Origin of the sequence: Massilia sp. METH4 (genome assembly GCF_037094685.1) — a bacterium.
In the GTDB taxonomy this organism is placed as follows: Bacteria; Pseudomonadota; Gammaproteobacteria; order Burkholderiales; family Burkholderiaceae_D; genus Rugamonas.
Genome location: NZ_CP146614.1, coordinates 5,042,592 through 5,058,306, shown reverse-complemented (window position 1 = coordinate 5,058,306; position 15,715 = coordinate 5,042,592). Strand labels below are relative to the sequence as shown.

General features: G+C 64.6%; 15 protein-coding genes. 4 read left to right on the top strand and 11 right to left on the bottom strand.

Annotation, left to right across the window (positions count from 1 at the left end):
• Nucleotides 1–52 precede the first annotated feature (52 nt).
• Entirely contained in the window at nt 53–943 is an 891-nt protein-coding gene (locus V6Z91_RS22185; protein ID WP_338761281.1) for an MBL fold metallo-hydrolase, read from the bottom strand.
• 117 nt (nt 944–1,060) lie between these two features.
• On the opposite strand from V6Z91_RS22185, the gene V6Z91_RS22180 reads away from it, so the two are divergent.
• Nucleotides 1,061–1,828, top strand: coding sequence for an AraC family transcriptional regulator (locus V6Z91_RS22180; RefSeq protein WP_338761278.1), 768 nt, complete (start codon nt 1,061–1,063; stop codon nt 1,826–1,828).
• Between the two features lie 113 nt (nt 1,829–1,941).
• Here the strand turns inward: V6Z91_RS22180 and V6Z91_RS22175 are convergent, their stop codons facing one another.
• A complete protein-coding gene (locus tag V6Z91_RS22175; RefSeq protein ID WP_338761275.1) occupies nt 1,942–2,163 on the bottom strand; it encodes a transposase in 222 nt (73 codons plus the stop codon).
• Between the two features lie 690 nt (nt 2,164–2,853).
• Between V6Z91_RS22175 and V6Z91_RS22170 the strand changes: the two genes are divergently transcribed.
• From V6Z91_RS22170 to V6Z91_RS22160, 3 genes are all read left to right on the top strand, one after another.
• Nucleotides 2,854–3,945 carry a HAMP domain-containing sensor histidine kinase gene (locus V6Z91_RS22170; RefSeq protein ID WP_338761273.1) on the top strand — a complete coding sequence of 364 codons (1,092 nt, stop codon included), beginning with the start codon at nt 2,854–2,856 and terminating at the stop codon, nt 3,943–3,945.
• A 313-nt stretch (nt 3,946–4,258) separates the two neighbouring features.
• A complete protein-coding gene (locus tag V6Z91_RS22165; RefSeq protein ID WP_338761271.1) occupies nt 4,259–4,528 on the top strand; it encodes a hypothetical protein in 270 nt (89 codons plus the stop codon).
• 246 nt (nt 4,529–4,774) lie between these two features.
• The gene (locus V6Z91_RS22160) at nt 4,775–5,158 is read left to right on the top strand and encodes a VOC family protein (RefSeq protein WP_338761269.1); all 384 of its coding nucleotides are present in this window, start codon (nt 4,775–4,777) and stop codon (nt 5,156–5,158) included.
• 158 nt (nt 5,159–5,316) lie between these two features.
• On the opposite strand, the gene V6Z91_RS22155 is transcribed toward V6Z91_RS22160, so the two are convergent.
• The 9 genes from V6Z91_RS22155 to V6Z91_RS22115 form a co-directional block, all read right to left on the bottom strand.
• Nucleotides 5,317–6,522, bottom strand: a complete 1,206-nt coding sequence (locus V6Z91_RS22155) for a tetratricopeptide repeat protein (RefSeq protein ID WP_338761267.1) — start codon at nt 6,520–6,522, stop codon at nt 5,317–5,319.
• Nucleotides 6,523–6,531: 9 nt separating this feature from the next.
• Complete coding sequence (locus tag V6Z91_RS22150; protein WP_338761265.1) at nt 6,532–7,428, bottom strand: AAA family ATPase; 897 nt, start codon at nt 7,426–7,428, stop codon at nt 6,532–6,534.
• Complete coding sequence (gene mshL / locus V6Z91_RS22145; protein WP_338772003.1) at nt 7,428–9,155, bottom strand: pilus (MSHA type) biogenesis protein MshL; 1,728 nt, start codon at nt 9,153–9,155, stop codon at nt 7,428–7,430. The genes V6Z91_RS22150 and mshL overlap by 1 nt, the downstream gene beginning before the upstream one ends.
• Nucleotides 9,156–9,232: 77 nt before the next feature.
• Entirely contained in the window at nt 9,233–9,643 is a 411-nt protein-coding gene (locus V6Z91_RS22140; protein WP_338761263.1) for an MSHA biogenesis protein MshK, read from the bottom strand.
• Complete coding sequence (gene gspM / locus V6Z91_RS22135) at nt 9,628–10,389, bottom strand: type II secretion system protein GspM (protein ID WP_338761260.1); 762 nt, start codon at nt 10,387–10,389, stop codon at nt 9,628–9,630. The genes V6Z91_RS22140 and gspM overlap by 16 nt, the downstream gene beginning before the upstream one ends.
• Nucleotides 10,386–11,069, bottom strand: a complete 684-nt coding sequence (locus V6Z91_RS22130; protein WP_338761257.1) for an MSHA biogenesis protein MshA — start codon at nt 11,067–11,069, stop codon at nt 10,386–10,388. Before V6Z91_RS22130 ends, gspM begins: the two co-directional genes overlap by 4 nt.
• A complete protein-coding gene (locus V6Z91_RS22125; RefSeq protein ID WP_338761254.1) occupies nt 11,066–12,007 on the bottom strand; it encodes an agglutinin biogenesis protein MshI in 942 nt (313 codons plus the stop codon). The genes V6Z91_RS22130 and V6Z91_RS22125 overlap by 4 nt, the downstream gene beginning before the upstream one ends.
• Nucleotides 12,008–12,125: 118 nt before the next feature.
• Nucleotides 12,126–15,290: a DUF6701 domain-containing protein gene (locus V6Z91_RS22120; RefSeq protein ID WP_338761252.1), complete on the bottom strand. Its 3,165-nt coding sequence runs from the start codon at nt 15,288–15,290 to the stop codon at nt 12,126–12,128.
• On the bottom strand, nt 15,290–15,715 hold the full coding sequence (locus tag V6Z91_RS22115) for an agglutinin biogenesis protein MshP (protein WP_338761250.1): 426 nt from the start codon (nt 15,713–15,715) through the stop codon (nt 15,290–15,292). Before V6Z91_RS22115 ends, V6Z91_RS22120 begins: the two co-directional genes overlap by 1 nt.

Below are 15,715 nucleotides of genomic sequence, written 5' to 3'. Positions count from 1 at the left end.
AAAATGGTCCGCAGACGCATGTCCGGGACCAATCTAACGCGGTAAGCGCCGCTTAAAGTTTCAGAACTTCGCCATCTTCTGGGATGCGTACGCGATCTTGAATGCCATGTTGCTTCACATGTTCTTTCAATTCCTTACGGGTCAGCGTCATATGGTTGATCGCATCCATATGCGTCGCAACGATAGTCGCGTTCGGGACGCCTTGGTAGGCGTGAAGCACATCGTCCTTACCCATGATGATGGAACCGGTATAGCCGACCATGCGGGCGTCGCCGGCATTCAGAACAATCACGTCGGGCTTGAACTTTGCCAGTGCCTGGTCGACATCGCTACGCCAGATAGTATCGCCGACGAAATATATGGTTTTCGCTCCGGGCGCCTGAAACACGATGCCCATCGCCTTGCCCAACGCTTCGGCTAACGGCTGGTTGGAATACATCTCATCTGTGCCGTGCTGGCCGCCAGTCTTGCTCAGTTGTACACCTTCGAAGGAGGTATTCTCATCCAAGATCTGGACATTGGTATAACCCTGCCCGCGAATAAGTTTGGCATCGGTTTCATCCTGTACGAACAAAGGAATTGCCTTTGGAATTAAGCGATGGTCGCCGCCGTCCCAATGGTCTAGGTGGGTATGACTCACGATTACCGCGTCCACGCCCTTCAGTACCTCGTTCGCCGGCATTGGCAGCTCGATGAGCGGATTGCGCAGTTTGCTGTTGAAAGTCCCTTCAAAGCCTGGATACTTGCCTTTTTTCGCCAGGAAGGGGTCGAGTAGGAAGGTCTTTCCTGCATAGTGAATCTTCGCGGTAGCATTCCGGATTTGTTGGATCTGCACCACCTGCTTGGTCGCCGTTGGACCGACATCTTCAGCCGCATGGGCCGGCAGGCTTGCCGCGCCAAAGGTCAAACTCAGGACGAGGGCCAAGGCTGTTGATCGTTGCATTTTGCTGCTCCATAGATGTGGTAATTGGTAGCAGCATTGTGAATGCGCCGCGCCCGGCGTAATATTGACCCGCATGCCAATTACCGATGCTTTCGGGCCACCAGAGAGTTCGCAGCCATGAATCTGAAACCACCCATGGTCGCCTTGATCATGTATCCCGATTTCAGTCCCTTCCACTTCTCCGTCCCGTACCTGGTGTTCAGCGCGCAAGTGGCCGACCATCCCTCGTTCGATCTGAAGATCGTGACGCCAGGCGGCCAGCCCTTGAAGGCCGAGCGCGCCATGACCGTGCAGCCGGACGGCGGGCTGGAAATGGCGGACATGGCGGACATCCTAGTCGTGCCGGGATGGCATGACCTGGACGCACGTCCGGCCCCCGAGCTGGTAGCAGCGCTGGTGCGCGCGTATGCAAGAGGAGCCCATGTCGTGGGGCTTTGCTACGGTGCGTATGTACTTGCCTATGCGGGGCTACTCGACGGCAAGCGTGCCTCGACCCACTGGATGGCCGAAAAGGGTTTCTGCCTACGTTTTCCGCGTGTGAGGCTCGACATGAATGCGCTGTATGTCGACGAGGACCGCTTGATCACCTCGGCGGGGACAGGTGCGGGACTCGATTGCTGCCTGTATCTCGTGCGAGGGTACTACGGGCCGAAAATCGCCAACAAGGTGGCGCGCACGATGGTCATCCCGCCCATCGCGAGGGGGGACAGGCGCAATTCATTGAGCAGCCCATGGCCGCCTCGACACAGGATTCACAGATCAACCGGCTGCTCGACTACTTGCGGGAAAATCTCGACAAGCAGCACAGTATTGATGACCTGGCGGCACGGGCGGCCACGAGCCGCCGCACGTTTACGCGTCATTTTCTCAAAGCGACGGGCATGACGCTGGTAGATTGGCTGGTCAATGAGCGCCTTCGGCAAACCCGTGAGCTTCTCGAAACGACATCGATACCGGTTGAAAGAATCTCGGAACTCACTGGGTTTCAAACGCCGCTATCACTGCGGCAGCACTTCAAAAAGCGTTTTCAGGTGAGCCCGAGAGATTGGCGCAAAACCTTTGGACAGAAACCGGCCACTGAGCTCGAGTAGCTCTACCTTGAATGTGTCTGGGCCAGCGCACAACTGGCGCCGCCATTTGAACACCATATTCGAATTCAACTGATGCTGCAAAGCCAGTTGCGCCACGGACACGCCGGGTTCGAACGCCTGCTGCGCCAACTTCCGTTTGAACTCCAGCGGGTAGTTCGTACTGCGTCGGCGCCTGCTTGTTCAACTCATTTTCCAAGATAGTCCCCACCAAATGTTAATGGAGACTATCTTGGCCACTGGAGCTATTCAGCGTCTAGACGGTGCGGGCTGGACGCTTACAATGAACTCTTCAGTAAACGACCTTCTTTGACGTGCCATGAAGAACCTCCGATAGTGACACGGTACCTATCGAAGGTGTCCGCCGATACCGGGGAAGCCCACGTCTAGCACCGGGACCGAAGACACTGTGACTCCGCACATCGCTAAAGGAGTGCTTCTGGCGGTCACGCGGTTCAGCGCGAAGAGCCGCGCGTAGGCGGCGTCGCATCCCGCAAAGTCAAGCTAGAATTCACCGGCCCTTGACTACTTTGCAAAAGATAAGTCGTCCTTTGAGCAGGTCATGAGCTCAACACTATCGAAACTGTCCAGGAAGAGCGAGCATTCTACAAGCTAATGAACTTATGTTCTCACGGCTGTTCACATATCGAAAGACAAGTTACGGCTCCGATCATCCAACGCATGTGGCAAAGAGGTTATACGGGTACTGTGGCGCGATCTGCACTGCGAGCGTACCCCCGACACGCCTGTCTTTGAAATGTTGCGCAATCGGCCAAATAATCATTCACACAGATGAGCATTCACACTTCACCTCGAGCGCCCATGGTCGAACCTTCGAAGAATTTGCATGAACGACTTCTATTGTTGCGCGATAGAGTGTTCGCATCATGGCTGAAATCCGTTCAGAAGCAAGTAAAGTGTGCACATGGCCTGCCAGCAGCGTTGCTGCTTGATACGCTTCCGATATTTTATGAGCAGCTCTGCTCGGTTGCCTCTGGGGAGACATTCAATTATCGTCAATCGACCTTGGCTTCGGAGCACGGAGGAGAGCGTGCACGCTTAACGAACTATAATGTTGAGACGGTAGCGCATGAAGTACAGCTTTTTAGGAGCGTGCTATTTGCGACGTGGGGAGATGCCGGATTCGCAATTTCGCGAGAGCAGGCGGCGAGACTTAATTCCTTGATTGACGAGGCAATTCGAGAATCCATCACGGGATTCATTTTAAGCAAAGCCGCCATGCGTGAGCAGTTCAGTACCGCTGTCGTGCACGATCTGCGTACTCAACTCTCCGTCGCGTCGATGGCTGTCGACCATATCCGCGAAGCTCAGCAAATCGACAGATCTCGCGAGCTCGCCACGTTCGCAGCAGAACATCTTGCCCGGATCGCATCGATGTTGACTGAGATGCTCGACATGTCAATGGTGACACCTCCCGCCAGCGAAATGCTGGAGCTTCAGTGGCTTGATCTTCGCGAAGTCATCATGAATGTTATCGAACGAACCCCCGCGGCTGCGAGAACTGACATCATCGGTGTCGCTGTCCAGGGATTCTGGCATCGCGATTCCATCTCGAAGGCGATTGAGCATATTGTTTCCAACGCTATCGCGTACAGCAATCCAGGCTCTCCTATCACAGCAAAGTTGCAATGCTACGGCGGGCGAGTAGCTGTGTCGATCATCAACGAAGGCCCCCCTATCCCACCGAACAGGATTGAAGCGATTTTTCAACTCTATAAAAGAACCGCCTTGAAGGGTGAAGGTGCGTGGGAGATAGGGCTCCCGTTCGCACGGAGCATTGCCGAGCAACACGCGGGGAGCATTGCCGTCGAATGTCGGCACGGATACACCACGTTCATCCTGGATGTGCCTATTGATCCGCGTCCGATTCTGATGCTTCGGATGCGAAAGTAATCAGACCTGTGCACATTTTACAGCTTAAGCCACAGCAATCTTCACTCGGCAAACCCATTCCGATCGCAATGTGTTTTACTCGGCATGACGCCTTCCAATACGGACTTAGCGGGCTATTCTGACGGAACTCGCAGCCTATGTATTTTAAATGTCTAGCGCGGTGAGTCGTTATCGATGATTCGGTGCCTCTTGGTGAATCGCCACCATAAACGCGTAAGCAAAGTCCCACATGGTCTTGGGCGATGGGCTGTAGCTAAGGCCTATGAGAACAAGCTAGCATGACCGAAGTTGACACGGTTTGTCGAGGATAACGATGATGGATCAATCAAGAAGAGCAGTTGATAACCCGGAGGAAAATACTGTAGAGGCTAGAGCCGATCGTCTCCGTGCTGAGCAGGTTGAAGTTGGCTTAGTAATGCAGGAAATGCTCGGGACGTCAGTTGCCGCGCATTACCTGTGCCAAAACGATATTCGCACCGAAGTCGCACTCCGCGTGTTGACGCGACCATGGCAGCGCAGGTGGCGAGCTTTGGCTAACATCTCAGCTGCCGAGAGCGCTGAGGTGATTGCTGGCAAGCTCTAGCGTCAAAGTCATCATACGTTACACCGTATGGCACCTGGCGCCCTATGCTGACGCATATCGCCAATCACCCTAGCTATTACGTCGACGGCTTTCTGCGCTAGATCTGTGTCGCCAAGCCAGCCGGCTGATAGGCCGCTTTCGCTCATTCCAGTTGCTTTTTGACTGATTGCTCTCCGTTAACGAGCTTTCCTGTCAATTCGAAGGTTGCACTCATGTGAGGTCTCATCACCTGATCAAGGAGGTAACATGTCCAGCTACAAGCCACAGGGCCACAGCGACGTTTCACCCTATCTGGTGGTCAACGGCGCGGCGGCCGTCATCGACTTCATGAAGACGGTATTCGATGCCGAGGAGCTGTACCGCCACCCAGGGGAGAACGGTTCGATCCTCCACGCGGAGATGCGCATTGGCGACACAGTCATCATGTTGTCGGACCCGAATGCCGGTTGGGAACCGAGGCCGACCCACGTGCATGTCTACGTGCCCGACGTGGACGCCACGTATGCCAAGGCCCTCTCCGCAGGGGCCCAACCGCTCCAGGCCCCGACGCGAAAGGAAGACCCGGACAAGCGGGGCGGCGTGATCGATGCAGGTGGAACATCGTGGTGGATAAGTACGCGGCAGGCCTGATTAACCGAGCTTGAACGGCCAGCGCACGGCGGCAGGCCGCACGTCCGCGTACCTCATTCACCTGTTGGCTCGGCCCGCACTGTCGATCTGCGCCTCGGGGATCGACGGGTCAAGGCGGCGCGCTACCAGCCGGCTCGGCAATGTCAGACGCTCCGCAACTACTGCAACTGCCCCAGCCGCCGCTCGACAAACGCTTGCAGTTCGGGCGTGAGCCCCCCTTCCCTGGCCTTGAGGTAAGCCTCACGCGCATTGCTGCGCTGGTTGTCAGCCTGCCGCGCCATGCCAAGCCCCATCCACCACACCCCATTCGCGGGGCGCAGCCGCAGCGCGGCTTCGTACTGCTGCGCCGCCTCCCGGTAGCGGCCCTGCTTCTGCAGCACGCCGGCCAGGAAGGCCAGGTAGTCGGGGTTGTTGCCGGCATGCGGCAGCGAGCGCAGCAGCGTTTCGTCGGCCGCGCCGCCGTGTTCCAGTTGCAGGCGCGCCAGCAGCATGGCCAGCTGCGGCTGGTTGGCATCGAGCGACAGGCCGAGCTGGGCGTGGCGCATCGCCTCGTCAGCGCGGCCGTTCTCGACCAGCAGGCCCACCAGGGTCTGGCGCGCGGCCTCGTGGCGGGGATAAGCCTGCACGGTCCCTTCCAGCAGCGCGATGCCTTCCGTGACCCGGCCTTCCTGCAGCGCGGCCAGCGCGCGGCGGTACCCGTTCTCGGCCTGCTGGCTGGCAGTAAGGCCGGCGCCCTGCCCGGTCGGCACGGGTGGCGATGGTGCCGCCGGCGCCCCAGCTGACGGGCTGGCGGCGCGGTCGGGACGCTGCGGCCGGGGACGCGGCTTCGTGGCCGGCGCGGGCGCTTGCGCCACTGGCGCTTGTGCTCGCACCAATTCGGCCGGCGGCAGCTCGGCTGGCGGCACTCCGCCTTGCGGAGCCACCGCTGGTGCTGCTGCGGATCGCGACGGCGCCGCCTGCGGCGCCCCGGCTGGCGGTGTTGCGGTTTGCAACGACGCACCCTGCGGTGCTGGCGCCGCAATCGGTGCCGCCGTCGTCGGATCGGCCGCCGCGGCGGTGTCGAGCGCCGGCGCCGCCACGGCCGGCGCGGCCGCGGGTACCGCAGGCGGCGTTGGCGCCGCGGGAGCGGACATCGAGGCCACCGTCGGCGCCACCGGGGCGACGGGGGCAGCCGCCCGCCCGTTCAGCCAGTACCACCCGCCGCCGCCGATGGCGACGATGAGCGCGCCGACGCCCGCGCCGATGGCGATCGCCTTGCGCGACGAACGATCGGCCGCCACCGGGCGCACGTCGCCGGTGGCGTTGCGCGCCGCGCCGCCGCCGCGCGCATCCAGGTCCTGCAGCATTTTATTGATCAAGCTCATCTGTCAGGCTCATCTCGTCAACGCAAGGGTGATGCCGCCCGCGGCGGCGGCCAGGGCGGCCGCGCTGGCCAGCCACGACCAGCGCGGCCAGCCGCGCGCCGTGCCGATCGTGTCGCGCGCGGCCAGGCCGACCTGCCGCCCCTCCACGAGGTGCCGCCCCTCGCCGTACGCCAGCATCAGCGCCTTGTGCGCGACGATGTTGACGAGGCGCGGAATGCCGCCGGTGGCGCGGTACAGGCGCCGCACCGCGCCCTTCGAAAACAGCCGAGCGCCGGTGAAGCCGGCCACCCGCAGCCGGTGCGCCACGTAATAGTCCAGGTCGTCGCGCCCCAGGGCCCCCAGGTGGTAATGGAAGGTGATGCGTTGCGCCAGCTGCCTGATCTTGGGGCTGGCCAGGTGGGCATTGAGTTCCGGCTGGCCGAACAGCACGATCTGCAGCAGCTTGCGTTTTTCCGTTTCCAGGTTCGTCAGCAGACGCAGCGCCTCCAGGCTTTCCAGCGGCAGCGCCTGCGCCTCGTCCAGGCACAGCACCACATGCTTGCCGCGCGCCGCCAGCTCGAGCAGCCGCACGGTCAGCGATTTCACCAGCTGGTGCTGGTCGACGTCCTTCGGCAGCACGATTTCCAGCTCGTCGGCCAGCGCCATCATCAGCGCGCGCGGCTCCAGGTAAGGGTTCGGCACATACGCCGTGACGAATCCCTCGCCCAAGGTGGCCATGAACTTGCGGCACAACAGCGTCTTGCCGGTGCCCACTTCACCGGTGATCTTGATGAAGCCTTCGCCGCTGCGCGCCGCCACCAGCAGCGTGTTCAGCGCCTCCTGCGAGTGCGGGCTGCCGAAGAAGAAACTGGTATCCGGGGTGATCGAGAACGGCACCTCGGCCAGGCCAAAGTGGGCTTCGTACATCAGCGGCCCCGTTGCGGGTCGAGCCGCTCGATGCGCCGCATCGTATCCTGCATCTCGTTCGACATGCTGCTGGCATCGTCGACGATCGTGGGCTTGATCAGCACCACCAGCTCGCGCTTCTGGGTCAGGCTGTCCTTGTTGCGGAACAGGGTGCCCAGTACCGGCACGCTGCCCACGCCGGGCAGCTGCGACTGGTCGCTGGACGTGGCCTGGCGCATCAGGCCGCCGATGGCCACGATCTCGCCGTTGCGGCCACGCACCATGCTGTCCATCTCGGAAGTGGACGAAGCCGCCAGCGGAAGATTCAGCGACCCGGCCTCGCCCAGGCTAACGGTCTTGTTGACGGTGGTGACGGAGCTCACCGACGGGTGCACGTGCAGCATGATATTGCCGTCCTCGTCGATCTGCGGCGTCACGTCCAGCAGCACGCCGGAAAAGAACGGCTGCACGATCACGTTCGGCGTCACCGTGTTGCCCGAGACGTTCGAGTTCGTCGTGGTGCTGATGCCGGTCACGTAGAACTCGTCGGTGCCGATCTTCAGCACGGCCTTCTGGTTGTTCAGCGTGGCAATGCGCGGGCTGGACAGCACGTGCACGGTGCCCTGCGATTCCAGGAACGAGATCATCGCCGAGAAATTGCTGGTCTGGATCGCCAGGCCGAACATCGTGCCCAGCGCGTCGGCCGCGTTACCGAGCGAGGCGCCCGGGGTGCTGACGAAGCCGGTGCCGGTCCCCTGGCCGACGGCGGACCCCGCCAGGCTTCGCCGCACCAGGTTGGTGCCCGGCGAGACGATGCCGAGTCCGCCGGCGCTGTTGCCGCCCTGCCGGAACGCGGCCCAGTTCACGCCGGACTGGAACCCGCTGTTCAGTTGCACTTCGAGGATCTTGGCTTCCAAAATCACCTGCCGCTCGACGGCCAGGCGGGTCGCCTTCAGGTACTCGTCCACCGCGCGCAGCTGGGCCGGGAAGGCGCGCACCAGCACCACGCCCGACTGCGGCGTGATGATCACGTTGCGGCCATCGTCGCCGCTGCCCACGATGGCCTCCAGGGCACCGCGCAGCTCGCCCCAGAAATCGGCGTCGGACGTCATCTTGACGTTGCTGGCGTCCTCCTGCGCCGACTGGCCGCCGTTCGGCAAGCCCGTCTGCGTCTGGTTCTGGCCCTGCGCCGTGTTCTGCTGGGCCGCGTTCTGGTTCTGGTTCGCCGTGCCGACCGTGTTGATGGACGTCGACGACACGCGCACGTTCGAACTGCCGCGGCGGCTGCCGGTCAGGTAGTTCACCTTGAACATGCGCGTCTGCATCGTCAGCGGCCGGATGTAGATGCGGTTGCCTTCCACCTTGTAGTCGTAGCCGTACAGCTCGCGCACCGCGTCGAGCGCCTCGAAGATCGTCACATCCTTCAGGTTGGCCGACAGCGTGCCGGTGACCTCGGGCGAGACCAGCATGTTGTAGCGGGTGCCGCTGGCGATCGAGGCGAAGAACTGCTGCGCCGGCACATTGTTCAGCGCCACGTTGAACCGCTCGTCCAGCACGGCGCGTGCCTTCGGCAGCGTGGCGGCCAGCGCGGGGGCCGGCGGCAGCAGCGCGGCCTCGACCGCGTCGGGCGCCGTGTTCTGGGCCGCCTTCGCCTTGGCGGCCGCGTTGCGCATCTCGCCGCTGATCGCGTCGTAGGTGTCGCGGCGGCCCGCCGTGTCGCAGCCGGCCAGCAGGACCAGGGAAGCCATGGCGGCCAGCGCGGCCAGGTGGGCGGCGGCGCGGGTCGCCGGGAGTCGCTTCGTATGCATCGTCGTATTCTTCGTCTTCATCGTTGTTCCGCCTGCGTTGCCGGGGCAACCGGGGTGTGCGGCGGCTTCGTGTACAGCCGCAGCGTCTCGCGCGCCTTGCCGCGCCGCAGTACCACGCGGTCGGTGCCGATCTGTTCCACCGTGGCGCCGCCGACACGACCGCCCTGCCTTACCATTTCGCCACTAATCACGGCAATACGGCGCCCGCCTGGCTCGCGCGAGACGAGGATCGATTGCAGTTCCGGCCCCGGTGGCGGGGCCGGCGGCGCGGCGCCGGCGGCCGCCGCGGCCAGTCCGGGCGGCGGTTGCGTGGGATCGGCGATCTGGGCGCCGGCGCCCGCGCACCAGGCCAGCGCCAGCACGACGCCGAGCCACAGCGCCGGCCGGTTGCCGCGGTGCGCATTCTTCATTGTTACAAGGCGATCCATGTGTTGTCCAGGCTCAGGGTGTACAGCGTGAGGGTCAGCGTGGCCTTGTCGTGCTCCGTCGCGTCCAGCGTGGCCTGGCCCCAGTACAGCCGGGCGGGCAGGCGTTCCAGCGCCGTCATGTACGCCACCATGTCGGCATAGGCGCCTTGCAGCACGATGCGCACGCCATGGCGGTACAGCAGGGGCTGTTCCGCCATGGCCGGGGCGGCGGCGGGCTCGGGCGCCACGCCCGGCGGCGTGGTCGACAGGCCGCCTGCGGGCAGTACCGGAGCGCTGGCGGCCGGCGTGCCGGCGGCCGGCGCGTCGCTGAAGTTCCCGTCCATTGTCCCGGCTGGCGGCAGCGTGCGCAGCGAAACCAGCTTCAGCCGGCCATTCTGCTGCACCATCTGCTGCAACAGCGCGGTCATCCGTTCCGGCGCCACCAGCGCCTGCTGGGTGGTACGCAGGCTGGCCCGCAATTGTTCGTTTTCGGCGCGCACGGCGGCCAGGCGCTTGCGCAGGTCCGCATCAGGGTCGGCTTGCGCGGCCGCCTGCTTTTCGGCCATTTCCAGCTCGATCCCGGCCAGTTGTGCGCGCTGTTGCAGGATACTCGCCCGCAGCGTGCGTTCGCGCACGCCGGCCGGTTCGATGAACCCCATGTAGGCGATGAAGATCACCGCTGCCACCGTCGCCAGGCAAGCCATGGCCCGTTCGCGCACCGACAGCGCGTCGATGCGCGCCGCCCATTTCAGCCACAAGGCCTTCATGGCGCCACCCCGGCGCGCGCCTGCAAGGTGAATTCGACCCACGGCGGCGGCGCGGGCGCGGCACCGGTGCCCTCGGCGGGCGGCTCCTTCGTGGCGGCGGACGCCGGGCGGCCGGGCCGGCCCTCCTCGGCATCCGGCCGTGCGATCTCGACCCGTTCGAAGGCCTTGCCGCGCAGCGCCGGTTCACGCGCCAGTCCGTTCAGGTAACCCGGCAGCAGCTCGGCCCGCAAGGCCCGGCCGGACAGGCCGACATCCGCATTCGCACCGCCGATATCGATGCCGGTCAGCCACAAGCCGTTCACGCGCGCGCGTGCCAGGGCCTGGAAATAGGCCGAGTACCCGCGCGGATCGCCGACCCGGTTCTGTTCCAGGATTTCCGTCACGCCGCGCAAGGCACGCTGCTCCCGTTCCGCGCTCGCCACGTCGCGCTCCACGGCGGCATCCTTCTGCCGCGGCACGAGCCCCGCCAGCACGGTGGCCTTGCGCGCTTCCGCCTCCTTCAGCTCCACCGCCAGCGCCGCCGCTTCGTCTTCCAGCGCCGCGACGCGCCCGGTGGCGGTCACCGCGACCGCCACCGAACCGGCCAGCGCCACGCCGACCGCGATCGCCAGCGCGGGCGCTGTCAGATAGCGCTTTTCCTTGCGAAAGCGCGGATTGAACAGGTTGATCTGCTGGCTCATGCCACCGCGCCTTCGTCGCGCAGGCCGCCGCCCAGCACCGTCAGGAAACGGGCTTGCTGGGCCGCGTCACGCAGTTGCGGCACCTTGTCCAGGTCGAACACGGCATCGAGGTCGAGCAGGTCGACCGGCAGGTACAGGTTGGCGGACAGGTAATCGTGCAGGCTGGCGCTGCCGGTCGGCGCCAGGACCAGCTTGGACACGGCCACGTACTGGAACTGCCGCTCGAAGTTGTCGAGCGAACGCTGCAGTTCCAGGGCGATGCGGTCGAACAGGCTCTGCCGCGCTTCCGGCGCGCCCTCGACCTGGGCCAGCCCGATGTCCATGCGCCGCGCCAGGTACAGCTCGCCCCGGAACGTCACCGTCAGCAAGCCGCCGTGCGCGTCGAACGCCAGCATCGCCAGGCCGCGCCCTTCCGGCTCGAGCAGCGCGGAGATATTGCGCTGGGCAATTTCCGGGATGTCGATCGCGCCGAGCTCCACCTTGGCCTCCGTGTACAGGTTCTGCAGCGCCTCGATGATGCCGTTGCGCGCCGCTACCGCGAACACCTGGTGGTTGTGCGCCGGTCCATTCGGCGCGACGGGAATGTCGAGCACGTCGATGGTGGCCTCGGGCACGGGGAAATCGATCAGGTCCTTCAGGCGCCAGCCCACGGCGGTCTTCAATTCGTCGGCAGGCACGTTCGGCGCCTCCACGGCCAGCAGCTGGTATTCACCCGGCACGAGGATGCTCGAGCACAGGTGGGCGGGCGCATCGAGCTCGCGGCCCACGCGCGCGATCAGTCCGGCCGCCTCCGCCCGGCCGCCGGGGTGGAAGGCGGCGGCCAGCACGGCCGGCTTCGCGTCGGCGCGCCGGCGCACGACGGCCGCCGTCACCCCTTCCGCAGCGGCGCTTACCGCCAGCCAGCCATCTTTTTTTTTCGCCTTGTGCCAGAAAGCCATGAGCCTGTCCCGATATCAGGTAATGCTTGCAATACGCCATGCAGTCTCTTGATTATATTCAAGAGTCCGGCGTGTTCCGGTAGCAAATCGCCATGTTTGCCGTCTTTTTTCAACCGCGCTAGTACATTTCACGCAGATACGTATAGGGCCGCGTCGTTACTGTGCCATAGGTGAGCACGCCCCGTACGCTCGGCAGCCACGGCGGGCTGGCCAGCCACATGGACACGTGGCCGCTGCTGCCGCTGCCCGGCGCGTTCAGCTTGATGGTCGCGATGCCATCGTCAAACGCGCCCGACGTCGTGCTGTCCACGGTCAGGTTGACCTTGCACGATGACGCACCCGTCAAGTTCGTGCACGCCGAGAAACGCACATTGCTGAGCGAGAAAGTCGACGTCGAGTCCGTCGTGGCCGGGTACCAGCCGGGCACGCCGTTCAAGGTGCCGAAGAACTCGGCGGTGACGGGAACGCTCATCGCCGACAGCGCCGTGCCCTTCTGGTTGGGCACGTTGACACGGCCGGCCACCACCCGCACGCCGCCTTCCACGGCGGCGGCGCGCTTCGACGTGGTCCCGTCCACGCCGGTCGACTCCACGGCACGCACATAGACCGATACCGGCTGGGGCCAGTTGTTCGCGGTGGGCGCGCCCGACGTGTACGCCAGCGCGGTCGGGAATGTGTAGGTCGGCGCCGTGACCGTGGCGATACCGCCGGCAAAGGCGCTGGCCGCGACCGTGGTGTTCGCCAGTGTGGAGTTCGTGGTGCCGGCGGACGGCGCGCGCTGCGCGGTGTCGCCATTCGGCGCGGTCCACGGGCTCAGCGTGATGTCGCGGGCCAGCTCCAGCCGGTAATTGGGCAGTGCGCCGCCCTGGCTGTTTTTCGCCCTCACCGTGACCTTGAACGGCTGGCCCGAATACACCATGGTGTCGATGCCAACAAGGGGTTGCACCGGAGGGACCGGATCCTGCGGGCAGCGGGCCGCGTCCACGCAGGCCATGGTGCCCTCGACCACCGTCTCCAGCCAGGCCGGATAGAAGCGCCCGACGTTGATGTAGTTGGCCACCACGTCGCCCGTGCCCAGGTAGGAGCCGGTCTTCGCGTTCAGCCGTACTTCTTCGGGCGAACGGGCCAGGCTGGCCTGGATGCGAATGACGCCCACGTCGTCGTAGACGAAGCCGGTGCCGTTGGCGACGCCGGCGGAAAACGCCCCGAAGCTGCCGCCGAGCTCGATGTCGCCGGCCGGCTGTTCGCCCGCGTTGCGCGTGACCATGGCGGCGATCGGCGAGCCGTCCGCCGTCGTGGCGGGCGTCACCGTGAGGGCGATCTTTTCCGGCTCGGTCTCGTTGCCGAAATTCGGCGCCGGCGTGGTCAGGTCATACATCAACGCCTGCACCGTCATCGCGAAGGTGGAGCCGGCCGCCATGAAGCGCCCATCGGCGGCGCTGGCCGGGTCGCCTGCCTTGTTGTTGACCGGCGGCAGGAGCAACAACCGCTCGGGCCGCGACACGAAGGCGCCGGTGGAGCCCAGCCGCCCCTGGTTGTCGGTCACGAAGAACTCGATGCGCCCCACGTCCTGGTAGCGCAGCAGGAAGTCGGTCAGGTCCTCGGCATTCTTGGCCGTGGTCGCGCGGCTCGACGGCGAGCCCCCCGGATACAGGATATTGCTGACCGCGCTCCACGCCGCCGAGGTCTGCGCGGGGATGGCGCCGCCTGGTTCGCAGGTGGGAATCGTCAGCGTGCCGCTGCGCAGGAAATAGCTGGCCTTCACGCCCGCCGTGCGCACCGGATCGTGGCAGCTTAAGGCAAAGCGCATCGGTATCGTCGTGTTCGTGCTGGCAAGCGCTGTCGGCACGCCCTTCACCGTATAGGTGATCCACGTGCTGATGTCGGTGTTGGCCAGCTTGAAATCGAGCTGCAGCGGCTCGCAGGTCTGCTCGGGGTCGCCGAACGGCTTGTTGTGCACGCACTCGGCCGTGGTGAACAGGAACACGGGCGCGAAGGTCTGGGCGCCCACGCGGGCGCTGACGGTCGACGTGTCGTTGCCGTCGTAATAGTCGAACAGCTTGCCGGCGACCGTGGTGCCGAACGTGATGAGCCCCGTCGCCGAGGCCGCGGGCGTGACGGTCAGCGTGATCGGCGGCAGCGTCGTGCCCACCTTGAACAGCCCCGTGTACGTACAGGTGAGCAGCTGCCCCTGCGCCGAGCAGGTCCAGCCGGTGCCGCTGGCCCCGCCGTAGATCAGCGAGGCGGGCAGCGTGCCGGTCACCGTGACCGGGCCGCCCTCGTCCATCGGGCCGTTGTTGACGACGCTGATCGTGTACGTGGTGGGCGAGGACGGCACGAGGCTGCCGTTCAGTGTCATCGTCACGCCCCGGTCGGTGGCCGGCACGTTCGGCGCGGCGACCACCTCGGCATTGAGCAGCACCAGGTCCTGGCCCGACGTGTAGGTGGTCTTGGCCGACCGTTGCCCGGCGTCGATGACGGGATACTTCACCGTATAGGCGTCGAAATCGAGCCCGTAGGACGCGACATCGCCGTTCACGCTGCTCACCGAGTTGAACTGGTTGCCGACCGGGTTCAGGTAATCGGCCTGCTCGACGCCGTTGTAGCGCAGCGTTTCGCCGCCGCCGGACAGCGACGAGTCGCCCTCCCACGTGATGTGGCCGACGCGCGCGGTCAGGTTGCCGATCGGGTTCGGGGTCTGGAAGTTCGCCAGCGTCAGCTCGACCGAGGAACTGCGGATGTACTGGAAGCCTTCGTAGACATTCAATACCCGGAAGGTTTCCTGGCTCTGCGAATAGATCACCAGCAGCTGGAAACCGCCGAGCACGCCCTGCACCGAGCAGAACAGGTTCTTGTCGATGTCCAGCCCGCTGGCCGTGAAGTTGCCGTTGCCCTTGACGATGTCCGACACGTCGGCCGCGCCGCTGAAGTAGTCGTAGCCCACGGTCGACGAAGCATAGCGCCGCGTGGCCGGGGCGCTCACCGTCCGGCCCGCGAAGGTCACCGTGTAGTCGCCGGTCGAGCCGGAACCGGCCCAGTACAGGTAGGCGGCCAGCACGGTGGAGCCGCTGGGGACGGTCGTCAGGGCCAGCGTCACGGACTGAGCGGTGGCGCACGCATCGCTGCTGTTGGACTTCGTGCGCAGCGATTTTTCCGTGCCCGTCAGGTTGATGTTGCCGGCGAAGGTCTTAAACAGCTTGATGGGGGTGTCGGCCAGCGCCGCGCGGCCGCACAGCAGCGACAGCAGCAAGGCCACGACCAGCTTTGCGGCGAAACGGCGCATCAGATCACCACCTGCACGACGCGCTGCACGTAGTCGGCGCCGGGCGCCGCGTTCGGACACACGCCATTGGACGGTTCGTTGCATGCGGTGGCCGTGATCCGGGTCTGCGGCTGGACGGAGGGCACCCCGCTCGCCGTCTGCGTGCAGGTCACCGACACCGTCATCGGCGCCAGCGTGCCGGGCGCCGTGAAGTTCACGCTGGCGCAAGTGCCGTTATTGCGCAGGAGCTGATAAAGGCCGTATTCGACGCCGGTGCGCGCCGCCTCGTACGCCCGCGTGCCCAGCAGGTCGATGGCGGCGGCCTGGCGCTGGGCGGTGGCGAACGTGACGATCGCCACGCCGAGGCCGGAAAGCACGACGAGCAGGAAGATCGCGGTGACGATGCTGATGCCGCGGCTGCGGCGCAGGCGATGAATGGCGTCCAT

Coding starts and splice junctions, on each gene's coding strand:
- V6Z91_RS22185 (WP_338761281.1), bottom strand. CDS start 943: ATGCAACGATCAACAGCCTTGGCCCTCGTCCTGAGTTTGACCTTTGGC.
- V6Z91_RS22180 (WP_338761278.1), top strand. CDS start 1,061: ATGAATCTGAAACCACCCATGGTCGCCTTGATCATGTATCCCGATTTC.
- V6Z91_RS22170 (WP_338761273.1), top strand. CDS start 2,854: ATGGTCGAACCTTCGAAGAATTTGCATGAACGACTTCTATTGTTGCGC.
- V6Z91_RS22165 (WP_338761271.1), top strand. CDS start 4,259: ATGATGGATCAATCAAGAAGAGCAGTTGATAACCCGGAGGAAAATACT.
- V6Z91_RS22160 (WP_338761269.1), top strand. CDS start 4,775: ATGTCCAGCTACAAGCCACAGGGCCACAGCGACGTTTCACCCTATCTG.
- V6Z91_RS22155 (WP_338761267.1), bottom strand. CDS start 6,522: ATGAGCTTGATCAATAAAATGCTGCAGGACCTGGATGCGCGCGGCGGC.
- V6Z91_RS22150 (WP_338761265.1), bottom strand. CDS start 7,428: ATGTACGAAGCCCACTTTGGCCTGGCCGAGGTGCCGTTCTCGATCACC.
- mshL (WP_338772003.1), bottom strand. CDS start 9,155: ATGGCTTCCCTGGTCCTGCTGGCCGGCTGCGACACGGCGGGCCGCCGC.
- V6Z91_RS22140 (WP_338761263.1), bottom strand. CDS start 9,643: ATGGATCGCCTTGTAACAATGAAGAATGCGCACCGCGGCAACCGGCCG.
- gspM (WP_338761260.1), bottom strand. CDS start 10,389: ATGAAGGCCTTGTGGCTGAAATGGGCGGCGCGCATCGACGCGCTGTCG.
- V6Z91_RS22130 (WP_338761257.1), bottom strand. CDS start 11,069: ATGAGCCAGCAGATCAACCTGTTCAATCCGCGCTTTCGCAAGGAAAAG.
- V6Z91_RS22125 (WP_338761254.1), bottom strand. CDS start 12,007: ATGGCTTTCTGGCACAAGGCGAAAAAAAAAGATGGCTGGCTGGCGGTA.
- V6Z91_RS22120 (WP_338761252.1), bottom strand. CDS start 15,290: ATGCGCCGTTTCGCCGCAAAGCTGGTCGTGGCCTTGCTGCTGTCGCTG.
- V6Z91_RS22115 (WP_338761250.1), bottom strand. CDS start 15,715: ATGGACGCCATTCATCGCCTGCGCCGCAGCCGCGGCATCAGCATCGTC.